Source organism: Rhodopirellula sp. UH5 (genome assembly GCF_056839225.1).
In genome coordinates, this window is record NZ_CM166390.1 from 3,936,493 (window position 1) to 3,959,256 (window position 22,764).

The 22,764-nt window shown below is 57.4% G+C and carries 18 protein-coding genes; 14 read left to right on the plus strand and 4 right to left on the minus strand.

All coding sequences use genetic code 11. The features are described from left to right. Position 1: 1 nt before the first annotated feature. Entirely contained in the window at positions 2-292 is a 291-nt protein-coding gene (locus tag UH5x_RS14070) for a hypothetical protein (RefSeq protein WP_047815833.1), read from the minus strand. A 262-nt stretch (positions 293-554) separates the two neighbouring features. Here UH5x_RS14070 and hpf point away from each other — a divergent pair, with 262 nt between their 5' ends. The 12 genes from hpf to UH5x_RS14130 all read left to right on the plus strand — a co-directional run bounded on the left by hpf (position 555) and on the right by UH5x_RS14130 (position 17,632). After that, positions 555-896 carry a ribosome hibernation-promoting factor, HPF/YfiA family gene (gene hpf, locus UH5x_RS14075; protein ID WP_047815834.1) on the plus strand — a complete coding sequence of 114 codons (342 nt, stop codon included), beginning with the start codon at positions 555-557 and terminating at the stop codon, positions 894-896. 84 nt (positions 897-980) lie between these two features. Beyond that, positions 981-1,460 (plus strand): PTS sugar transporter subunit IIA, encoded by a 480-nt coding sequence (locus UH5x_RS14080; RefSeq protein WP_047815835.1) that lies wholly within the window; start codon positions 981-983, stop codon positions 1,458-1,460. 142 nt (positions 1,461-1,602) lie between these two features. Continuing rightward, on the plus strand, positions 1,603-1,950 hold the full coding sequence (locus UH5x_RS14085) for an HPr family phosphocarrier protein (RefSeq protein WP_047815836.1): 348 nt from the start codon (positions 1,603-1,605) through the stop codon (positions 1,948-1,950). A 392-nt stretch (positions 1,951-2,342) separates the two neighbouring features. Beyond that, positions 2,343-4,088: a phosphoenolpyruvate--protein phosphotransferase gene (ptsP, locus tag UH5x_RS14090; RefSeq protein WP_236696466.1), complete on the plus strand. Its 1,746-nt coding sequence runs from the start codon at positions 2,343-2,345 to the stop codon at positions 4,086-4,088. Beyond that, positions 4,085-4,786, plus strand: coding sequence for a TIGR03936 family radical SAM-associated protein (locus UH5x_RS14095; RefSeq protein WP_047815837.1), 702 nt, complete (start codon positions 4,085-4,087; stop codon positions 4,784-4,786). The genes ptsP and UH5x_RS14095 overlap by 4 nt, the downstream gene beginning before the upstream one ends. Before the next feature lie 111 nt (positions 4,787-4,897). Next, the gene (locus tag UH5x_RS14100; RefSeq protein WP_047815838.1) at positions 4,898-6,502 is read left to right on the plus strand and encodes an Rne/Rng family ribonuclease; all 1,605 of its coding nucleotides are present in this window, start codon (positions 4,898-4,900) and stop codon (positions 6,500-6,502) included. A gap of 5 nt (positions 6,503-6,507) precedes the next feature. Then, positions 6,508-8,070, plus strand: coding sequence for a sulfatase family protein (locus UH5x_RS14105; RefSeq protein WP_482632753.1), 1,563 nt, complete (start codon positions 6,508-6,510; stop codon positions 8,068-8,070). 28 nt (positions 8,071-8,098) lie between these two features. Next, complete coding sequence (locus tag UH5x_RS14110) at positions 8,099-9,436, plus strand: sulfatase family protein (RefSeq protein ID WP_482632754.1); 1,338 nt, start codon at positions 8,099-8,101, stop codon at positions 9,434-9,436. A 152-nt stretch (positions 9,437-9,588) separates the two neighbouring features. After that, positions 9,589-11,769: an FdhF/YdeP family oxidoreductase gene (locus tag UH5x_RS14115; protein ID WP_482632755.1), complete on the plus strand. Its 2,181-nt coding sequence runs from the start codon at positions 9,589-9,591 to the stop codon at positions 11,767-11,769. Between the two features lie 753 nt (positions 11,770-12,522). Further along, positions 12,523-13,770, plus strand: coding sequence for a hypothetical protein (locus UH5x_RS14120; protein WP_482635996.1), 1,248 nt, complete (start codon positions 12,523-12,525; stop codon positions 13,768-13,770). A 67-nt stretch (positions 13,771-13,837) separates the two neighbouring features. After that, on the plus strand, positions 13,838-17,491 hold the full coding sequence (locus tag UH5x_RS14125; protein WP_482632756.1) for a cytochrome c biogenesis protein: 3,654 nt from the start codon (positions 13,838-13,840) through the stop codon (positions 17,489-17,491). Between the two features lie 57 nt (positions 17,492-17,548). Further along, the gene (locus tag UH5x_RS14130) at positions 17,549-17,632 is read left to right on the plus strand and encodes a hypothetical protein (RefSeq protein WP_482635997.1); all 84 of its coding nucleotides are present in this window, start codon (positions 17,549-17,551) and stop codon (positions 17,630-17,632) included. A gap of 10 nt (positions 17,633-17,642) precedes the next feature. On the opposite strand, the gene UH5x_RS14135 is transcribed toward UH5x_RS14130, so the two are convergent. Together UH5x_RS14135 and UH5x_RS14140 are read right to left on the minus strand one after the other, a co-directional pair. Further along, positions 17,643-18,503 carry a class I SAM-dependent methyltransferase gene (locus UH5x_RS14135; RefSeq protein WP_482632757.1) on the minus strand — a complete coding sequence of 287 codons (861 nt, stop codon included), beginning with the start codon at positions 18,501-18,503 and terminating at the stop codon, positions 17,643-17,645. Next, complete coding sequence (locus UH5x_RS14140) at positions 18,491-19,321, minus strand: phosphoribosylformylglycinamidine synthase subunit PurQ (protein WP_008661600.1); 831 nt, start codon at positions 19,319-19,321, stop codon at positions 18,491-18,493. Before UH5x_RS14140 ends, UH5x_RS14135 begins: the two co-directional genes overlap by 13 nt. 209 nt (positions 19,322-19,530) lie before the next feature. On the opposite strand from UH5x_RS14140, the gene UH5x_RS14145 reads away from it, so the two are divergent. Together UH5x_RS14145 and UH5x_RS14150 are read left to right on the plus strand one after the other, a co-directional pair. After that, positions 19,531-20,208, plus strand: a complete 678-nt coding sequence (locus UH5x_RS14145; protein ID WP_482632758.1) for a Uma2 family endonuclease — start codon at positions 19,531-19,533, stop codon at positions 20,206-20,208. 371 nt (positions 20,209-20,579) lie between these two features. Next, positions 20,580-21,968, plus strand: a complete 1,389-nt coding sequence (locus UH5x_RS14150) for a class-III pyridoxal-phosphate-dependent aminotransferase (RefSeq protein ID WP_482632759.1) — start codon at positions 20,580-20,582, stop codon at positions 21,966-21,968. Between the two features lie 91 nt (positions 21,969-22,059). Here UH5x_RS14150 and UH5x_RS14155 read toward each other — a convergent pair whose 3' ends face one another. Continuing rightward, entirely contained in the window at positions 22,060-22,479 is a 420-nt protein-coding gene (locus UH5x_RS14155; protein WP_047815846.1) for a hypothetical protein, read from the minus strand. Positions 22,480-22,764: the final 285 nt, after the last annotated feature.

Consider the following 22,764-nt stretch of genomic DNA (forward strand, 5'->3'; position numbering starts at 1 on the left):
CCTATTCGACTCGGATCTCTTCCTTGACCTTCTGAACGAAGTGAGGCGCCTTGCCCCCCTTGCTCAGTTCTTCAGATCGCTTGAGCGCCTCGTCTTTTTGGTCGAACTCAAACACGGCAACGCGTTTCAAGTTCTGACTAAAGACGCCCCAATAAAGGCGCAAGCGAACATCGGCGGCTGCCTTTTTGGTTTTCCGGCTGGACGCTTTCTTCCGCTTGGCCTCAGCGGCCAACTTTTCAGCGGCTTCTGCTTCGGCAGCTTTTTCCTGACGGCTGATGACCTTTCGAGCCATAAATCAAAGCTGTGGGGGTTGGAGGGTGGACAATCAAAAACCAGTGGACGAACCGCGAAGCGTATCCATTCGCAGGCGTTTTGTCACGGGGCTAGGCTGTAAAGCTGCGAGCAATGTTCAAAATTGCCAAAAAGGATCGCTGTTCCCCTGCGACAAAGTCGGCTACGCTTGGCTTTGTGGACGACAGACCCGACACGGCTATCATTAGCTTTCTAGGTTCGGTCGCACGAATCTCAAATAATAAAACAGCAAGAGGTTGAGCATGCAGGTGAACGTTTCCGCCCGGCACGGGGCATTGCAACCCGGCGACCAAGCTTTGGTCGAAGAAAAGGCCCTCAAACTGCGACGTCTTTACGATCGAGTGAATGCGATCGACGTCACCATCGACCTTGAAAACCTCGACAAACCTCATGTCGAATTTCGGATTTCCGTCGAGCATTCGGATGATTTGATCGCGCACGCGGAGGCGACCACCGTCATCGCTGCCTTGGACGCAGCCATCCCGAAAGCTGAACAGCAATTGCGGAAGTTGAAAGAGAAGAAGACCGAACATCGCGCCACCGCCCACAAACACATCGAAAGCGTCGACACCAACGAGGAATGAGCCCTCGGCCCGTCCTCGTTGCGAATCCGTGCCGGCATTTCACCTAAACGCTTCCATTCATTCGCATTTCAGACAATTTGTTCCATGAAGTTCTCCGACTTTGTAAAAACTGGCGCCATCCGCGCCGAATTGACCGCCACAACCAAAGAAGCGGTGATCGACGAACTGGTCCAATCGCTTCTCGATGCTGGCGAAATCTCCGCTGACCAGCGCGACGATATCGTCGCTGCCATCATGAAGCGGGAAGAACTCGGCAGCACCGGCATCGGCCGCGGCGTCGCCGTCCCTCACACCAAACACCCCAGCGTTCAACAACTCGTTGGCACCGTGGGTGTCAGTGAGCAAGGCGTTGACTTCGACTCGCTCGATGGCGAACGCGTTCAACTGTTCTTCCTCTTGATCAGCCCGCCGGAACGCCCCGGCGATCACCTGCGAGCTCTCGAGAACATTTCGCGTCAATTGCGAGATGAATCGTTCTGCCGCTTTCTCAAACAGAGCAAGACCCCAGACGACATCCAACAATTGCTGCAAGAAGCCGACGACAACCAGTTTGCCGCCGGTTGAACGTTTTCCTGCTGAACCAATCCTTCATCATGAACGAACACCGAGGCAGCAACTCACGGCCAGTTCCACTTTTGGGTGGCCCTGTGCTTGATGCCCCTGTTCGCACTGTTGATTCCACTGTCACCCGCCCCGCGGTGATCGCATGAGTGCCCCCCTACACGAGCGTTCTGTTCGTGTCCTCAATCGCCAAGGTTTGCATGCCCGTCCAGCGGATTTGCTGGTTCGCTGCGCATCGGAATTCCAATCTCAGATCTTCCTTCAAAAGGGATCTGAAAAGGTGGACTGCCGAAGCATCCTGTCTCTGTTGACACTCGGAGCCACCGAGGGGACCGACCTCACGGTCTCCGCCCAAGGACAAGACGCCGAACAAGCCCTCGAAGCCGTCGCTCGATTGTTCGACCTCGGCTTCCATGAACTCGATGAGACCACTGGTTCCCCTGCCTGCTCGGCCGGCGGCACCAGCGATTCTCCTGACCAATCACCCTCGTAGAGAGATCCAAATGTCGTTTTTCCCGATCCTTTTTTCCCATTGCCCGGTGGTGCCGGTTCGCGTTTAAGCAGTTTTTCACCCAACCATCGAAGAAACATCCGGCACGAAGCGTCCCGCCGAAACCGCTCATCACCCGCCCCTCAATGGCGCTCCTGATGTTCCGTTTCGACACAGCCCCCTCCCGCCCCGCGAACCCAACTCAGGAACCGCGGGGACCGTCGCGACCGGTGTGATTCACACGCCCCCGCGAACCTCCTGGGTGGGCAAAATCCCACCGCCGGGGAATTCATGACAATCATTGGTTGGCAACCTTGGCTTGTGTCCCACACAAACCGACTGCTGAACGCACAAGAAGAAATCAATCGGATCGAGTTTTTCGGCATCGAAGCATGATGCTTGAATTGCAAGGCATTCCCGTTTCACCGGGTGTCGCCATCGGTCCAGCCCTGGTGCTGGACGCCGATGGATACCGCATCCCGCGTTGCATCGTCCCGGCGTCTGACGTCGAGGATGAGTTCGCGCGTCTGCACACAGCAGTCGACTTGGTCAGCGCCCACTTGGAACACAGCCGGCTTGAAACCACCGCCACCGCCGGACGCTCCACCGGCGATATTTTCGCGGCTCAACTGCAGATGCTGCACGACCCGCGACTGCACTCCGAACTGCAACGTCGAATCGGTGCCGACCGGCAATCCGCGGCCTTTGCCGTCAGTGGTGTGCTGCACAACTACGCCTCTGCTCTTCGCCGACTCGACAACCCGCTTCTGGCCGATCGTGCCCAAGACGTGCTGGACATCGAGCGTCAACTGCTGATGCAGCTCGGCGCTGTTACTCGCCAACCGCTGTCGGATCTCAGCGAACCAGTCATCGTGCTTTCGCACATGCTGACGCCCAGCGAAACAGCCAACCTGGATCGCCGATACGTCAAAGGTTTCTGCACCGAAATCGGCGGCCCCGGTGGGCACACCGCAATCGTCGCCAAAGGACTGGAGATCCCGGCCGTGGTTGGCATCGGTGATTTCTTGCACCAGATCGCCGGATCCAACTGCGTGATCGTCGATGGGGACCGCGGCAAACTGATTGTCGATCCCGACGACGACGTTCTGGAAAACTATCTTCAACGAGCGGAGTACCGTCGCTCTCTCGCGGTGCGATTGGCAGAACTCAGCCAACTGCCCGCCGAAACCACCGATGGCGTCCGCATCCAGCTCAATGCGAACATCGAGTTCCCTCACGAAACAGCCGCTTGCATCGAACGTGGGGCCGATGGAATCGGACTGTATCGCACGGAATTCCTGTACCTGTCCTCCGACGACGAACCGTCGGAAGAAGATCACTACCAGGCCTATTCCGAAGTCGTCCAGAAGATGGACGGCCGCCCCGTGGTCATCCGAACGCTCGATCTGGGTGCCGACAAAATGGGCCGCGGCAACATGGCCCATCGCGAAAACAATCCCTTCTTAGGGCTCCGCAGCATCCGGCTGTCGCTCCGCAACCTGGATGTGTTCCGGCCCCAACTCCGGGCCGTCCTGCGAGCCGCCGTGCATGGCGATGTTCGTGTGATGTTCCCCTTGATCACCACGATCAACGAACTTCGCCAGGCCCGCATGCTGCTGAACGTCGTCGCGGAAGACTTGCACGAATCCGGCCTCCCATACCGCAGTGATTTGCCGGTTGGAATGATGGTCGAGGTTCCCGCCGCCGTGATGATGCTGGAACACTTCGCCAAAGAAGTGGACTTCTTCAGCATCGGCACCAACGACTTGGCTCAGTACACCTTGGCGGTCGACCGCAGCAACGAATACGTCGCCGACCTTTATCAATCGAGCGACCCAGCGGTGCTGCGATTGATCCAGCGCAGCATTGATGTGGCTGCCCAAAGCCAAACGCCAGTCAGCGTTTGCGGCGAAATGAGCAGCAATCCCGGCCGCGCGCTGCTGCTGCTGGGCATGGGCGTTCGCAACCTCAGCGTTCCGCCCTCGGCATTGCCTCGGGTGAAAAAGGTCATTCGAAACGTTTCGATCGAACAATGCCAAGCGATCGCCGAACGTGTGATGAAGCTAGAAGCAGCTCGCGACGTCGACCTGTATCTGCTGGATCGACTGGCCGACCTGGCTCCCGAACTGGTGATGCAATGAGAACACGGCCTTCTCGGCAATCGCCCAACCTGCATCCGCTGGATCAATTGCGGATTCGCTATCGCGTCCGCTTTGCAAAAACAGGCCTGTTGCGATGGATCAGCCACCGCGACTTGGCATTGCTGTTCGAGCGTGTCGCACGACGAGTGGCCCTGCCCCTGTCGATGACAGAAGGTTTTCACCCCACGCCTCGAATCGCGTTCCCCTCGGCCCTGCCCCTGGGAATTGAGAGCCTCGACGAAGTGGCCGAAATCGATCTTTGCGAAGACCTCGAAGCGGACGATTTGCTGCAACGCTTGCGGGGCGATGAGCAACCCGGCCTCACAATCCATTCCGTCGAGAAGATTCCCGATGGAGTAAAAAAGGCTCAGATCGCCGCGACCCTGTACACGGTTTCCTTGCCAGACGACTGGGACGAATCCAATCGCGACCAAGTCAATCAAAACATCGAAGCACTGCAACTCCAAGAATCGGTCTCCGTCGAACGGAAAGGCAAGACGGTCACTGCGATCGTGAAGGAACACTTGCCCACGATCGAACTGCAGGACAACCAACTGTTTGCTCGCATGGTCCTGGCCGACGGAGCGTCCCTGAAAATGCAGGACTTGCTCGACCTGCTGGACCTGAGCGACTGGCCCGAACGCGGCGCGACCATCGTTCGCACCGGCGTTGAACTCCAAGGGCCGAACCCGAATTAAACGCTCCTGACCCAGGAGCACCCACATACTTTCGTAACGTCGGCGTCCATGTGACCGTCCTTGTTGGCAATCACATCAAGCCGGCTTAACACAGAAGAAGAGGTGACTTAGATGAAACGTGAAATGCTGATCAACGTGCTTCAGCCCGAAGAAAGCCGTATCGCCGTGGTCGAGAACAATCGACTGGAAGAGCTTTACGTCGAACGGAAGAGCGTTGAGAACTACTCCGGCAACATTTACCGCGGCAAGATCGTCAATCTCGAACCCAGCATCCAAGCGGCGTTTGTCGACTTTGGCGTGGGCCGAAATGGCTTCTTGCACATCAGCGACATCGAGCCGCAATACTTCCGCCAAGGCGGATACGATCCCGAAGAAATCATGCGGGAATCGGACGAAATGGCCGAAGCGGCCGCCCAACGCAATCGCGAATCAGGACGTGGCAGCACGCGAGTCTTCAAAGGGGGACGCCCCCGTAACAAACCTCCCATTCAAGAGGTTTTCAAACGCGGCGATGAAGTCTTGGTGCAAGTCATCAAGGAAGGCATTGGCAACAAAGGCCCCACGCTCAGCACTTACATCTCCATCCCAGGTCGTTACCTCGTGCTCATGCCCGCGCTCTCACGCGTTGGTGTCAGCCGAAAGATCGAAGATGAAGATGATCGCAAACGTTTGAAAAAATGCCTGCTGTCGCTCAGCCCACCCAAGGGCCTCGGCTTCATCGTCCGCACCGCCGGCGCCGGACGCAGCGAAGACGAACTGCAACGCGACATGGATTACCTGTTGCGACTCTGGAAAGCGATCGTCCGCCGAGTCGAAAACACCACCGAACCCGGTGAAATCTACGAAGAAAGCGATCTGATCATTCGCACCATTCGCGACATCTACAGCGACGACATCGATCACATCCTGATCGATCAAAAGGAGTCCTACGAAAAGGCTCGTGACTTCCTGAAAATGGTCATGCCTCGCGTCGTCGATCGCTTGAAATACTACGACGGCCCCGGCCCCCTGTTCCACAAATACAACCTGGAAGAGGAGATCGTGAAGATCAACCAACGCCAAGTTGCGTTGCCCGACGGGGGTTCGATCGTGATCGACCCGACGGAAGCCTTGGTGGCCATCGACGTCAACAGCGGCAACTTCCGCGGCAACGCCTCGGCGGAAGAAAACGCGTTCCGACTGAACATCGCCGCGGCCAAAGAAATCGCACGCCAACTTCGCCTGCGTGACTTGGGCGGCGTGATAGTGAACGACTTCATCGACATGCGAAAGGAAAGCTATCGTCGCAAAGTCGAACGCGTTCTTCGCGACGCGATGGCCAACGACCGCGCTCGCACGAAGATCCTTCGAACCAGCCCGTTTGGCTTGATCGAAATGACTCGCCAACGGATTCGCCCCAGCCTGAAACGTAGTATCTACAAAGACTGTCCTTGCTGCGAAGGCCGTGGGTTGGTCAAGACTCCCGAGAGCATGTCCATCGAAGTCGTCCGCATGCTGGCACTGGCGGTCAAGAACAAACACATCGTTCGCGTCACCGTTCGGGTCAATGACGAAGTCTCCGCGTTCTTGAACAACAAGAAACGCCGCACCGTCAGCGAGATGGAAGAATCCGGTAACATGACCGTTCAAATCCTCGGAAGCGAAGGACTGTTCCCGGAACACCTGGAAGTGGATTGCCGTGACGAGCACGGCGAACGCGTCGAAATCGACTCCTGATCCCAATGCAAGTTGACGCCTCCACAACCCAATCACAAACTCGTGTTGTGATTGGGTTTTTGTCGCTGCTGCTGGCCGTGTGCCTCGGCACGCCCCTGACGGCGACCGCTGAATCCCAGCCCAATATCTTGTTCATCCTCTGCGATGATCATCGCTTTGATTGCTTGGGCGCCGCGGGGCATCCGTTCTTGGAAACACCCCATCTCGATGCCATGGCTCACGATGGAGCGATGCTCCGACGTGCCTACGTGACCACCTCGCTGTGCTCTCCCAGTCGGGCCTCGATCCTGACGGGCCAGTACGCTCACAATCACCGCGTCGTCGACAACTACCACGCGGTCGACCCGAACCTGGTTTTCTTCCCACAGTCCTTGCAAGAAGCCGGTTATCAAACCGCGTTCATCGGCAAGTGGCACATGGGTGGCGACATTGATGACCCGCAACGCGGCTTTGATCACTGGGTCTCTTTCCGAGGCCAAGGCACTTACTGGCCCGACGGTCACGGGACCACGCGTGAAGTCCCCCAAACCACTTACGACGGCTTCAACGTCAATGGCAAACGGGTTCCTCAACGCGGTTACATCACCGATGAGTTAACGGACTACTCGCTGGATTGGCTGAACAAACGCGATCCGGACAAGCCGTTCTTTTTGTACGTCAGCCACAAAGCCGTGCACGCGGACTTCGTTCCCGCCGACCGGCACCGCGGTCGCTACGACAACGAAACGCTGCCGATTGAGATCCCGACCACCGAAGCAATGGAAGCCGGGAACAAACCCATGTGGGTTCGCAACCAACGCAACAGTCGTCATGGCGTTGACTTTGGTTACAACCTGCCGGGATTCAGCCCCGAGGTTTACTACCGTCGCTATTGCGAATCCCTGTTGGCGGTGGATGAATCGGTTGGCCGCCTGCGTGAATTCCTGAAGCAACAAAACCTCGATGAGAACACCATTGTCGTCTACATGGGTGACAACGGCTTCCAATTTGGCGACCACGGACTGATCGACAAACGCACCGCCTATGAAGCCAGTGCCAAAGTGCCACTGCTGGTCGTCGCCCCTGGGAAAGTTCCCGCGGGCGTTCCGTTTGATGGCTTGGTCGGCAACATCGATATCGCCCCCACACTCTTGGAAGCTGCCCAAGCCCCCAAGCTAAACAACATCAACGGGCAAAGCGTTTGGCAAGCACTCTGTTCCGGCGACGCGTCGTCCCTGAAGGACCGCACACTGCTTTACGAGTACTACTGGGAACGAAACTACCCGCACACGCCCACGCTGCATGCCGTCATCGGCGGCCGTTTCAAGTACATCCGTTGCCACGGATTGTGGGACCGAGACGAGCTCTATGACCTCGAGTCTGACCCAGCAGAAATGCAAAACTTGATCCATGATTCCAGGTATGCTGAACACGTCGAATCGCTGAATCAGCAACTTTGGAAACTGTTGAAAAACAGCACTGGCATGGAGATGCCTCTGCTGGAAGATCACGGCCCTCGGTTCCCGCGTCGCGATCCGAACCAATCTCCCCAAGCCACTTTTCCGAAGGAATACTTTTCGGACCAGTGACTCCCACCCCCATCAAACCCCACCCAACATGAACGCTCCCCACCGTTTGCTGCTGGCGTTGCCAGCCATTTGCCTCGCTCTTCTGTTCCAGGATCCCACCTCCGCTGAAGACGACCAACTGAACGTCGTTGTCATTCTCAGTGACGACCAGGCTTGGACCGACTACTCGTTCATGGGACACCCCCAGATCGAGACACCCAACCTGGACCGTCTGGCGAAGGAAAGCCTCACGTTCACCCGCGGCTATTCGCCGGTCAGCCTGTGCCGTCCGTCGCTCGCCACCATCATCAGTGGCCTCTATCCCCACCAACATGGAATTGTTGGAAACGATCCGCCATGGGCTGGCATGGAAGACGGCAAGCGTCGACCAGCGCACAACGAACCGGCTTACGTCAAAGCCCGGATGGATTACCTGCAGCACGTGGACCAATTGGATTGTCAACCCGAACTACTCGCTCCCCACGGCTATCGCAGCCTGCAAACGGGCAAGTGGTGGGAGGGCAAACCAGCTCGTGCGGGCTTCACCGACGCGATGACCCACGGTGACTTCACCCGCAACGGTCGCCACGGTGACGAGGGCCTGAAGGTTGGCCGAGAAGGAATGCAAGTCATCGATGACTTCCTGGCTGACACGCAAGACAAAAAACAACCGTTCTATCTCTGGTACGCACCGTTCTTGCCACACACGCCGCACAATCCACCCGAGCGTTTGCTGGCCAAATACCGCGACAAAACTGACTCGCTGCCAATGGCCAAGTACTGGGCCATGTGCGAGTGGTTCGACGAAACCTGCGGCGAACTGCTCGGTCTGCTCGACAAACATTCGCTCGCCGAAAACACGCTGGTCGTCTATGTCACCGACAACGGCTGGATCAACGAAACCGCCGCCAGCCGATACGCCCCTCGCAGCAAACGCAGCCCCAACGAAGGCGGAACCCGCACCCCGATCATGTACCGTTTGCCCGGCGTGATCGAACCCCGTATGGACACCACTCATCTGGCATCCACCATCGACGTGGTCCCAACGGTTCAGCACCTGCTTGGATTCGAGGTCCCCGAAGGCCTGCCCGGGATCGATGTCCTTGACGCCGACGAACTTGAATTGCGAGACGCTGTCTATGGAGAGATTTTCGAACACGACATCCAATCCATGGACGATCCCTCCCCAAGTTTGCGATATCGCTGGGTCATCCAAGGCGACTACAAGTTGATCGATCCATCCAGTCGCATGACGGGCCAATCGCCTGAGCTCTACAATGTTGTGAAGGACCCGCACGAGAACCAAAACTTGGCGGACCAAAAGCCCGAGATGGTCGAAGCACTGCAGTCCTTGCTGGACGAATGGTATTCACCCGACTCGGCATGATCTTCGACTCGCCATCGCGGGAACGACGAGTGAAGTAGCGAAAGTCGTCAAGACTTTCGGGGCATCGTGGAGAAAAGCCTTTCGGGGCATGACTGTGAAGGCCGTCATTCTCGACGAATTCACTCCTCCCTCAATCTTGAAAGACGAATTCGATGAAAGTTGGCAGCGGTGGTGGCTTCCGAGCCATTTGGTACACGTTCAAAAAAGGGCGTGAGACCGGAAGTGTTTGGAAGCTCTACCAAGCCATGCGGACTCGCAACTCTTGCAAGACCTGTGCGGTCGGCATGGGAGGCCAAAAAGGCGGCATGGTCAACGAAACGGGCTCGTTCCCCGAGGTCTGCAAAAAGAGCTTGCAGGCCATGGTCGCGGACATGCAGCCCGGAATCGAACCGCCATTCTGGAAAAGAACCTCGGTCGAACAGCTCGCGGCCATGACACCCCGCGAGCTCGAACATCTCGGCCGCTTGATCCATCCGGTTCGCTACCGCCAAGGTGACTCGCACTACGAAACAATCACCTGGGAAGAAGCCTTCGACACCATCGCGGGCAAGCTCGCGTCGCTCTCACCCGAAGAAACGTTCTGGTACTTCAGCGGACGCAGCAGCAACGAAGCCGGTTTCCTGTTGCAGTTGCTCGCTCGTGTCTATGGCACCAACAACGTCAACAACTGCAGCTTCTACTGCCACCAAGCCAGCGGTGTCGGGCTGCAATCCAGCATCGGCAGCGGGACGGCAACGATCCAGCTCGAGGACCTGGAGAAATCCGACTGCGTCTTCTTGATCGGCGGCAACCCGGCCAGCAACCACCCCCGGCTGATGACCAGCCTGATGCACGTCCGCCGTCGCGGTGGCAAGGTCATCGTCATCAACCCGGTCGAAGAAACGGGGCTGGTCAAGTTCCGAATCCCCAGCGATCCGATCTCGTTGCTCAAGGGAACCAAGGTCGCGACGCACTACGTCAAACCACACATTGGTGGCGACTTAGCGTTGCTGTGGGGCATCGCGAAATCCCTGCAAGAAACCAACCAAATCAATCTGCCATTCCTGCAGAAACACTGCCGCGGTCACGAGGAATACCTCGCCGCGCTGCAGGCCTTTGAGTGGGAAGAACTCGAACACAAATCTGGCATCAATCGATCCGAAATGGAGTCGATCGCAGCGGTGTACGCCAAGAGCGAGCGGGCTGTGTTCTCGTGGACAATGGGAATCACCCACCACGCTCACGGCGTTGAGAATGTCCAGGCGATTGCCAACCTCGCCATGTGTCGCGGCATGCTTGGCCGCCCAGGCAGTGGCTTGATGCCGATTCGCGGGCACAGCAATGTGCAGGGCATCGGCAGCGTCGGCGTCACGCCCAAACTCAAGCAACAAATCTTCGATGCGTTGCAAGCACACTTCGGCGTCGAACTTCCAACCACCGAAGGTCTCGACACACTCGCCTGCATGGAAGACGCCGCGTCGGGAAAAATCAAAGCCGGGTTCTGCTTGGGCGGCAACCTGTATGGCTCCAACCCGGATGCAACCTTCGCTGGCGAAGCGCTGTCGAAGCTCGATCTCAACGTGATGATGAACACCACGATGAACACAGGACACGCTCACGGACTGGCCAAAGAAACGATTATCTTGCCCGTCCTCGCTCGGGACGAAGAACCCGAACCGACCACGCAAGAATCGATGTTCAACTTCGTCCGACTGAGTGACGGCGGGCCTCGCCGATTGCCAGGACCGCGGAGCGAAGTCGAGGTCATCGCGACGCTAGGCGAGCGATTGCTTCCCGATGCGAAAGGCATCGACTGGAAACAAATGCATCACACTTCGACGATCCGAGACTGGATCGGCCGGGTCGTGCCGGGATACGGAAAGATCAGCTCGATCGATCAAACCAAAGAAGAATTCCAGATCGACGGACGCACGTTCTACGAACCCGAATTTGGAACCGAGGACGGACGAGCGGTGCTGCACTGCCACACGATCCCCCATCTCAAAGGAACCGCCGAAAATGAACTGCGGTTGATGACCGTCCGCAGTGAAGGCCAGTTCAACACCGTCGTCTATGAAGAAGAGGACCTGTATCGCAACCAAGATCGCCGGGACATCATCTTGATGCACCCCGATGACCTGCAGCGACTCGGGCTGACCCACGACCAACGTGTGACAGTCATGAACGAAATTGGATCGATGCCCGGCATTCTGGCTCGTGGCTACGAGAAAATCCGTGCCGGGAACGCACTGATGTATTACCCCGAGTCGAACGTCCTGGTCGCTCGCTACGCCGACCCGCAAAGCAAAACGCCAGCCTTCAAAGGCGTGGTCGTCCGCGTTGTGCCAGAGTGATCGCGATTCCGCATACCAGCCCCGTTTCCGCACACCAGCCCCCTGAGCGACGACAGCCGCAAAAGCCACGAAGTGGCGGCAGGTTCTAGCCATTGGCGTCAGCCAATGGACAACGCAGCAAACGATTTCCCCAAGTCCCGAAAGGGACGACAGGTCGCACACCCCAATCCGCTCCTGCCACCCCGTCGGGGTTTCCCGGCTGCCCGTGATTTCGTTCCCACAGGCTGACGCCTGTGGCGACAACCTGTCACCGCTCCGCGGTTGCACCTCCGCACACCTGCCCCCTGAGCGACGACAGCCGCAAAAGCCACGAAGTGGCGACAGGTTCTAGCCATTGGCGTCAGCCAATGGACAACGCGAAAAACAATCTGATGGAGTCCTGAAGGGACGGCAGGTCGCTCATCCGTCCCACTCTCCTGCGGCCGAATTCGCCGGAATTCCGACTTCCCTCCCGAAACCGTGGCAGCCCCCGAGCCCGCGACGCTTTGCCACCCCCTCCACCGAAAACACCCCGCTCACGCAATCCATTGACTTCGTGATGAGAACAAATCGGACTGCGGTCGCGTTTCAATAGTCATAGCAGCTAATCTGAGCTTGGATTCGCGTGAAAATCAGTCACCATGATGGATGGCGGTTTTCAGACAACGTTTCTGGTGAAATTGCCAGTTTTGAGCGATTCCAATGCGATTTGCCGCTGCTCCCCGCCTCCCCACACTCTTCGTCGTCCCACCTATGTCGTCCCCCATTCGTCGCATGCCTGATTTCCGCCGGACGTCATGCGTCCCGATCCTTGCCAGCATCTTTTGTCTTGGCTGGTTGAGCGCCCTGGCTGGATGCTCGCAAGAAGCACCGATCATCACTTACCAGGTGCCGACCAAAATGCCCGCGGTCTTGGCCGCCGAAGACACTCGCATGATCGCTGCGATTTTGCCGCAAAAGGACCAAGCTTGGTTCTTCAAAATCATGGGCCGCCAATCGGCGGTCGACTCGATCGAGGACACCTTCCGGGAGTTCGTCGAGAACATCGAGTTCGAAGACGGCAAACCCAACTTGGACTCGGCACCAGCCGACTGGCGAAAAGGCGCGGACAAAGCGATGCGTTTCGCTTCGTTCGACATCAACACCCCCGCTCAACAACTCGACCTCAGCGTCTCCCAACTTTCTCGCATGGATGACTGGTCCGAACTAGTCGTCATGAATGTCAATCGCTGGCGAAAACAGGTCGGGCTGTCGGACAGCAAAGAAGAATGGGCCTCGGCCGAGACCATGACTTGGTCGGGAGCGGACTCGGAAGAGTTCGCCGACGCTCCCGCGATTTGGGTCGATGTCACCGGGCGTCCTGCCGATTCCGGGCCGCCGATGATGGCTGGCGGAGCACCGTTTGCCTCGATGGCGGGTGGCCCCATGACAGGTGGCCCTTCCAGTGCATCTCCCGCATCCGACCCGCACGCTGGTTTGCCACGCGATGCACAGGAAGCGATTGAACAAGCCAAAGCCAGTGGCGAAGCGATGCCGGCGGCAAAGGATAAAGCGTTTCCGAAAGAGTCCGCCAGCGATGACGCCCCCAAATCCGACCCGGCTCTCGACTTTGACCGTCCCGAAGGATGGCGGGACGGACGGATGAGCATGATGCGAATGGCTGCCTTCAACGCCGGTCCCGAAGAAGCTTCCGCAGAGATCACCGTGATTTCCGCCGGTGGCGACCTGCGTGGCAACGTGGCACGTTGGATGGGCCAGGTCGAGGGCGGCCAACCCGAGGACACCGATGTTGACGAAGCCCTCGAATCCGCCGAGAAACTGACCGTTGCCGGACGCGACGCCCAACGGTTTATCCTGCATCCCAAAGACAAGAGCGACGACAACCAAGCATCCTCGATTGATGCGACGATCGTGCCGCTTGAAAATGACTTCAGTCTGTTCATTAAGATGGTCGGCCCCGCTGATGTGATCGCGGACCAAGACGAAGCGATGCGAAGTTTTTTGAAGTCCCTGAAGTACTGAGCTTCAAAACAACCGCCCTGCCCTCCCCACCGCTTCCGCGGCGAACCCACCTTTCAAGAGTCTTCCGATGGCATCCGTCACCAACGACACTCACGTCACTGACGATCGCACCTCATCCTTGATGAGTTGGCTGACACCAACGCGATTGCTCGCCTTGGCAGGATCGCTCAAATTCACCGTCGCTCTGTTCGCGATGTCGATTGTGCTGGTGTTGGTCGGCACGTTGGCACAAGACGAAATGAACATGCAGGAAGTCAAACAACGGTACTTCCTCTCGTGGGTCGCTCCGTTGCACTTGGACGACTTTTTCCCGCAAGCCTTCTACCGTCACGCGCAGCCGATCCCGGGCATCCTGCCATTTCCCGGCGGAGCGATGATCGGAATGCTGCTGATGGTCAACCTGATTGCAGCCAAGATCACCCGGTTTCGCTTGCAAGCCAGCGGCGGACGCCTGGCGGCAGGGCTCGCACTCTTGGTTGCCGGCATCCTCGTCGCCGGGGTCATCGTCTTCACCGGACACAATGACGACGGTCTGCAAGGCACGCCGCCGAGCTGGTTGTCTTACGATCGGCTGTGGGCAGTGGTCCTGGCAATCCTATCCATCAGTGCGGTCGCGACGGGCGTGATGGCTTCCTCAGTCAAACTCCCCGTCCTGCGTTGGTTGACGTACTTCGTCACCGGAGCTTTGGCGTTGACGGTGTTGTATTGCTTGTTCACCGGAACCCGGATCGACGATCCCGGACTGCGAATCGTCTGGCAACTCGCCAAGGGCGTTGGAGCTGGCCTGATCATGTTGGTCGGATGCCAGTTGGCATTTGGCAAACAAGGCGGCAACGTGCTGCTGCACCTCGGCGTTGGGTTGCTGATGTTCGGGCAGTTCGCGTTTGGTGACCGCCAAATGGAGCAACGCCTCAGCCTGGTCGAAGGGCAATCAACGAACACGTTTGTGAATTTGGACGAAGTCGAACTGCAGTTCATCCAAACGGAAGAGGAATTCCAAAACGTGGTCGCTGTTCCGGCTCAAAGATTGGCCGACGCCGCGTCGGCCAAGTCGACGATCGAGAACGATTCGCTGCCGGTCAAAATCAAGGTGCTCGACTACTTCGACAACGCTGGCATCCAAGACCGTCAGGACGACGATCCCGCTACCAAGGGAATCGGGCTGGAAGTTTCCGCTGTGGAACGTCCGAAATCGGGCGGCGCCGACATGGCAATGAACTTGCCCGCCGCTTATGTCGAACTGCTCGACCCCAAATCCGACGAATCGCTGGGGGTCTTCCTGGTCAGTCAATCCATCAACGACCGCGAAATGTTGGTCCCCGATGGAACGTCCAAAGACATGTTCGATTCCATCACCGTCGGTGAGAAAGAATACGAAATCGGATTGCGTTTGCACCGCGAAGTCAAACCGTACTGGGTTCAGCTCGAAGACGTTCGTCGGGTCAACTACAGCAACACCGACACACCGCGTGATTACTCTTCCTTCATCCGCATCGTCGACAGCGAAACCGGTGAAGATCGCAAGGAACGCGTTTGGATGAACAACCCGCTTCGCTATCGCGGCGAAACGTTCTATCAATCCAACTACACGCCACTTCCCGGTGGCAAGGAGCTGACCGGCATTCAAGTCGTCCGCAACTCCGGATGGCTGATCCCGTATGTCGCCTGCAGCATCACCGGGCTGGGAATGCTGGTCCACTTCTGGGGAACACTCACGCGATTCATCTCGCGTCGCCGACGTGAAAACGAACGAGCCTTGGCCGAATTCGGCAGCGAAGAATCGGATGGCGATTCCAAATTTGCAGAAGGCATGGAGGGCTCCGCCACCCCCGCGTCTCGGAAGAACCTGCCCGTCATCATTTATCTCGCGGCAATCGCGGCATTGGTCACCGTGATCCTCGCCCCCAGTGTCTCACTGAAGAACAAACTGAAGCCCGTTGACCGAGCCAGCGAATTCGATTTGGCGGCACTCGGACGAATCCCCGTTCAATACGGGGGTCGCGTGATGCCGCTGGACGCCTATGCCCGGCAGACAATGAAAGCGATGACCAACAAGGATTCATTGCCACTGGATGCCGCCCCAAGTGAAATCAAAGATCGAGTCGAAACCAAAAAGCTGTCCGCGGTGCAGTGGCTGATGGAAGTCGCCATCGACGAACCAGCACTGCGTTACCTTCCAATGTTCCGCATCGATGCCGAAGAGATTCGTGCGGAACTGGACCTGGATCGCCGCGAGAGCAAACTCTATTCGTTGGACGAAATCGGCGAAAACCTGGAGCGATTCACCAAGATGGTGAAGGACGCTCGCGAAAAAGAATCGCTGGACCAAGATTTCAAAGACAAGAAGGCGATTGAACTCGACATGCGAACCCGGCAGTACACCGTTGCCGCCGCCGCGATGCGGTTGCCCGTTCCCGAAGACATTCCTGCGGAGTTCTTCCCTGAGGGCACCAATGAACAAACTCGCCAATTGTTCGCGCTCCGTCAGCTGGAACGGCAAATGAACAGCCTGGCACAAATGCCGGCTCCGGCCATCATTCCGCCTTCCATGGAGCAAGCCACCGACAGCGAACAACAAGCCGACTGGACCGCGTTCGCACCCGCCTTTTTCAACATGGCCAAGAATGGCATCGCTCCCAAAGACAGCCAACCTGGCATTCGCACCTTTGGCGAATTGATTCGCGACTACGGTGACGGTGACCCCGCTGCGTTCAACGAAACCGTCGACGCGCACCTGGCCGCGGTGCAAGCTTACAAGGTGCCCGGCTACGATCACTTTGCCGTGTCGCTGGAACAATGGCTGGGCGCCGCCAACCCAACCGCCATTGCAACGGGGCTCTATATCCTGGCGATCATCTTGGGGCTGATCTACTTCGCAGTGGATTCGCCTCGACTTGGCAATGCGGTTTGGGGCACCATCGCGATCGCGTTTGTCATTCACACGATCGTGATTCTGTCTCGGGTGTACATCACCGGTCGTGCCCCCGTCATCAACCTTTACTCTTCGGCCATCTTCATCGGCTGGGCAGCGGTGTTGTTCGGCTTGGTCGTGGAACGGATCTTCCGCTACGGCACTGGCAACATGCTCGCCGCCGTCGCTGGCATGATGACTTTGCGAGTCGCTTACAACCTCACGCTGAACGTCGGCCAAGCCGAAACGATGGGCGTGCTGCAAGCGGTGCTCGACACCCAGTTCTGGCTCAGCACGCACGTGATCAGCGTTTCGCTCGGATACGTCGCGACGCTGGTCGCTGGCTTGCTCGGCATCGGGTACTTGATCTCCGGTTGGATCAACGCCAGCGATCGAGCCCGCCGCGATTTGTATCGCTGTGTTTACGGGGCCTCCTGCTTTGGCATCCTGTTCAGTTTCATCGGCACCGTGCTCGGTGGGCTTTGGGCCGATGACTCGTGGGGCCGATTCTGGGGCTGGGACCCGAAAGAAAACGGAGCGCTGTTGATCGTGATCTGGAACGCATTGATGCTCCACGCTCGCTGGGACGGCATGGTCAAAGCACGCGGGTTCGCCATCTTGGCCATCGGCGGCAACATCATCACCGCCTGGAGCTGGTTCGGCACCAACGAACTGGGCATTGGTCTGCACAGCTATGGTTTCACCGAAGGCATGCTTCGCAACCTCGCGATCTTCTTCGTCACCCAATTCGCGTTCATCGCCGCGGGTCTGCTCATTCCTCCACGAAACCCGCTCTCCGACGAGTCGTAAATCGGTAGGCCAGGTTTTACCTGGCAACCACGCCGATGCTTTGGAACAAAGCGAGGCGTGTTCCCGGTCGGGCATGTCATTGACGTGGTAAATCGTCCAGCCAGTAACCATCGCCAGGTGGAACCTGGCCTACGGCGATGATTCCATCGCCTCATTCGCAACGAGAAAACACGTACTCGTTGCATCCCCACCCGGATCCAACCGTGGTCAGGTTGTCGAGCACAAATCCTTTTTCACGCAGTGGCAGAACGATGGCTTCTGGTTTGGCAACCTCAAACGGGAGGCCACCAATCCAATCGACCCAGTCATGCCAGGCGTTCATGCCGCGGTCAGACTTCTTCGCTCGCCAATCCGCGAACGGCAGCGGGTTGCGTCCTCGAGCCAGCCTCGCGAGTGCGAACTTCAGTTCGTAGCAACCTGCGACCAGAATGACATACGCCGGACGTAAAAAGGCAGGCAGGCGATGATAACCTTGCTTGATCCGCAACCATCGTCGGCTCCCGCCACCTTGATCGTTGTAGATCGCAATCGCGTACTGACCACCAGGTGCGACCACCGATGAGGTTGCCTCGATCGCCGCGTTCATTTGGCCGGTGTGATGGAGCACTCCCCAACTGTAGACAACATCAAACGACCCTAGCGAAGTCAACCACTCCGCATCGAGCGCCGAGCCTTGCTGGACCTGCCATTGCTCAGCCACAGCCGAATCCTCCGTGACCGCTCGATCGCGAAGCTCTCGAGTGCAAGCCACGCTGTCATCGTCCAAATCCACGCTGACGACTTCGGCACCCATCGAAACAGCCGCCAAAGAAAACAGACCGCTGCCGGATCCAATGTCGAGCAGCCGTTTGCCCGCCAGGGATTCCACTTGCAAAAGCGCCTTCAAGGAAGCCGTCGCGTGCTGCAATCTTTCGGTGTCAAACCGATCCAAGAACGACGCCCAGTTTTTGCCAAACGCGAACCGGGTTTCCGACTCTTCGACGGGCGTCACAGGCTCACTCAAGCAAACCACTCCACCGCGTTTCGGAACATCTGCAATCCTTCACCGTGCTCAGGCTGCTCTTTGCGACGAGTCCAAAACGGATGTTGAGTCGGATCAATGTGTCGCTCGGGGTGCGGCATCAAACCGAACACGCGGCCGCTGGCATCACACACTCCGGCCACGTTGGCATCACCACCGTTGGGGTTGATCGGGAATGGCAACGTTTCGGATTGGATCTCGCCCGATGGTTCGCAGTATCGCAGAGCCAGTCGTCCAGCCGATCGCAACTCTTCCAACACCTCCGCGTCGCGAGCGATGAACTTGCCTTCGGCGTGCGCCATTGGCAGGTACATCTGTTCGATGTCTCGCAGGAACACGCAAGGCGTTTTGTCGACGGCCAAGTTCACCCAGCGGTCTTCGAATCGACCGTGATTGTTCCAAGTCAATGTGGCGGGTGGAATCGAGTCGTCCGCCGATTCGGCGGGTCCGCCTGCGGTTTGCAATTGCCCGACGCCACTGGTCAAAACGCCCAACCGCATCAGAACCTGCATCCCGTTGCAAATCCCCAGCACCAGATTGTCGCCGCTGTCGACGAAGTGATGCATCAAGTCACCCAGGTGCCGCCGCATCCGAGTCGCCAGAATTCGGCCGGCCGCGATGTCGTCGCCGTAGCTGAATCCACCGGGCAGACAGAGGATTTGGTAGCGGCTCGCCAAAGCCGCGTTTTCCATCAATCGCCCGACGTGGACGCGTTCAGCGACCGCGCCGGCCAACTCAAAAGCGTGAGCGGTTTCGACGTCGCAGTTGGTACCGGGAGCACGCAGGACAAGAACGCGAGGCTGAGGCATGGAAAAGCAGCTTTTCAGGCAGGTAGGTGAACAAAATCCAATCCGCAAAGCTTAGTTTTTCGGGTCAACGGTCGGAAGTGTGTGACCAACCACAGAACGTTTTTTTCAAGGGATGTCACTCCGAAGGGTCAAAAGTAGCAGCAATCCGACAGCGAGGCTAAACTATTCAGGTTCGACCGCCGCTGCAGCCCTGATCACCGGAACCTTCGATGGACCCCCTCGAGGAACTGATTCAACCGATCCGTCATTCACCGCAACTGCCGTTGTTGGTCGATCGTTTGACGCAGCAACTTCAAGCAGAACGCGACGCTCGAGAGCGTTTCTATGACGAGATGACGCCCGAACAAAAAATCGAGTTCATTGACGGAGAGGTCATTTTGCATTCGCCCGCTCGCAATCGTCATCTGGACGCGTCAGGCCGGATTTACAAACTTCTCCACACCTATGTAGCAAGGCATCGCTTAGGGACGGTCAAAACAGAAAAGTGCCTCTGCGTTTTTCCTCGAAACGATTACGAACCAGAGATCGTCTTTTTTGGCCCTGAAAAAACCTCCCAGTTCCAACCCGAAACGATGAAATTCCCGGTACCGGATTTGGCCGTCGAGGTTTTGTCATCCTCCACCGAGTCACGTGATCGCGGGGTCAAATTCGAAGACTACGCAGCCAACGGGGTCGGCGAATACTGGATCATCAGCACCGAAGAAGCGACCATCGAACAATTCGTTCTCGAAAAGGGGACCTACCATTTGCGAATGAAATCCTCCTCAGGACGCCTGGTCAGCAATGTCATCACCGGCCTGGAGATGGATGTCGAATCCATCTTCGACGACGAGAAAAACCTCGTGGCACTCGCTCATATACTCACCGAAGGAACTACGAAACAATGATAGTCGCCTCATGGCCTGGACCGACGGCACCAGAGTAGAACAGTTGTCCCCAACTGTTCCGTCGAGCGTTTCTCCAACGCCAAGCCTTGTTGCCCCCCATCCCACTGCCAACCGCTCGCGTCACGCTGCTTCGACGGCACTCACCCGTCACGCAAACATTTGGGGACAAATGTCCTACTCTGGTGTCGTTTTCAGGCCACAAAGGACGCGAAAAGCACGAAGTGGCAGTGATGGTCCGAATTCTTGGCGAATCCGGCTACACAGTGCCCCCGTGATTGCCAAGAACCGAACCGGGAACCAAGATGCGTGCTCTCTGTTGTAGCTCGGGGGCCCCCCTCGTTTGATACCGTTTTCGCCAATCGCTTTTGAACATGCTTCACGCCGAATCACTTCGTCAGGACCCCCGGATCGCACAAGCCAAGCAATTGATTGCCGAGGCGATGCGTGATCATTCCGCTTCCATGACGGATGTTTCGCCCAGCGATCCCGACCAATCGGCGAGCTACCAATCCCTGATCGACGGGTTCACCTCGGTCCGAGGCGGCCCACCCATCTGGCCCTACTTCGCGTCCGGACTCGGAAACGGTCCCTACGTCGAACTGGCCGACGGCAGCGTCAAACTGGATTTCATCGGCGGAATCGGCGTGCACGGCGGCGGTCACTCGAATCCCGACTTGGTTTCGGCCAGCATCGATGCGGCGATCGAAGACACGGTCATGCAGGGAAACTTGCAGCAGAACCCGGCCAGCGTCGAAATGATGCAGCGACTCGTCTCGCTCGCCTCCGAATCGGGAGCACCACTCGAACACGTGTTGCTTTCCACCAGCGGCGCGATGGCCAACGAAAACGCATTGAAACTCGCGTTCCACCACCGACAGCCCGCCGACCGAATCATCGCCTTCGACAATGCCTTCGCCGGGCGATCGATTGCGTTAGCAGCCTTGACCGACCGGCCCGCCTATCGAAACGGTTTGCCCGAAGCGATCCAGGTCGACTACTTGCCCTTCCTGCATCCAGACCATCCCGAAAAATCTCAGCGATGGGCCGTCGATGAATTGAAACGATTGCTCCAACGTTACCCAGGCAAGCACGCTGCTTTCTGGGCCGAACCGATCGCAGGCGAAGGCGGCTACTACCCCGGCAGCCACGATTTCTTCACCGCATTGTGCGAGCCACTTCGCGAAGCCGGTGTGCCGGTCATCTTCGACGAGGTGCAAACGTTCTCGCGAACCAGCCGACCATTTGCGTTTCAACATTACGGCCTGGACCAGTTCGCGGACATCGTCACCGTTGGCAAAATCACTCAGGTCTGCGCGACGCTGTACCGAAACGACTTCCACCCCAAGGCACCGATCCTCAGCCAAACGTTCACCGGATCGACGTCCGCGATTTCGACCGGACTGGCGACGTTGGATGCATTGCAATCCACCAATTGCTTCGGTGCGGACGGCGGAAACATGAAACGCCACGCCTACTTTGCCGAGCAACTTCAAAAGCTGGCCGAGAAATACCCCGGTTCGATTTCAGGTCCGTTCGGCGAAGGCATGATGATCGTGTTCACACCCGGCAAAGGCACACTCGATCACGCCAAGTTGCTGATGAACTTGATGTTCGAAGAAGGCTTGCTCGGATTCCTCTGCGGAGCCGAACCGGCGCGTTTGCGTTTCTTGCCGCCACCGATGATCACCACCACCGAACACATCGACGCTGCGATCAAGTTGCTCGACCGATCCCTCGAGAAGTTCGTTTCGCAAAAGTAAGAATCGAACCGTAGTGGACGAAGCAATGAGTGGATCACAAAGCTTCATGACCAGCAGATTCGATCGCCTGAACGCGCACACCGTCCGGATGTCATTGGCCCTCTTCACTCCCCCGTGACAACCGCTGCTCAGCCTTGGCAAGTTCGTCGGTGAGCACAGCGACTATCTCTGGATAAGAGAGATTCTTTCCTTCGTGGTACATTGAGACCGCCGCCAGAGCGTCTTCGTAGACATCACTGATTCGGAGGATGCTTTCGTCTTCCAATTCTTCTGGAAGGTTTTCTGTCGGCAGATACACGTGGGCTCGTAGCTCAGGATCAAGCAGCAAAGTCAACGCGAAATACCGGTGAGCAAAGGAAGCCCTATCCAGTCTGAATATCTCGTTCTGCCTGCTGAGGAAGTCAATTTCTTTTTTTGCGTCGCGGACTTTTAACCACAGGAAAGCCGAAGTGCAACCAAAGCATACAACCAAAATTGCAAGCACTCCGGCCATGAACTTCTGTATTTTCATCGAGCGGCCTATCAATCTGGAGTCGAGAAAAGAGTCAGGTGCGCAACGAACCAAAGAGAGCAAGCTCGTCGTCAGTGATCACAAGGTGATTGTGTTGCGTTCGGTTTGTTAGTGATGGTCTTGGTTGTGGTTCAGCAAAAATCAGAGATGACGCGGGTCGACGATAAAACCAGTTCGAATGTGCTGCCTTACAAACTACTGTTTCAGGTACTTCGCAGCAAAGTCTTCCGCGAATCCTCGGTAGTGCGGGGAGACTCGTAAGGATCGCTCATAATGGAGGTGGGT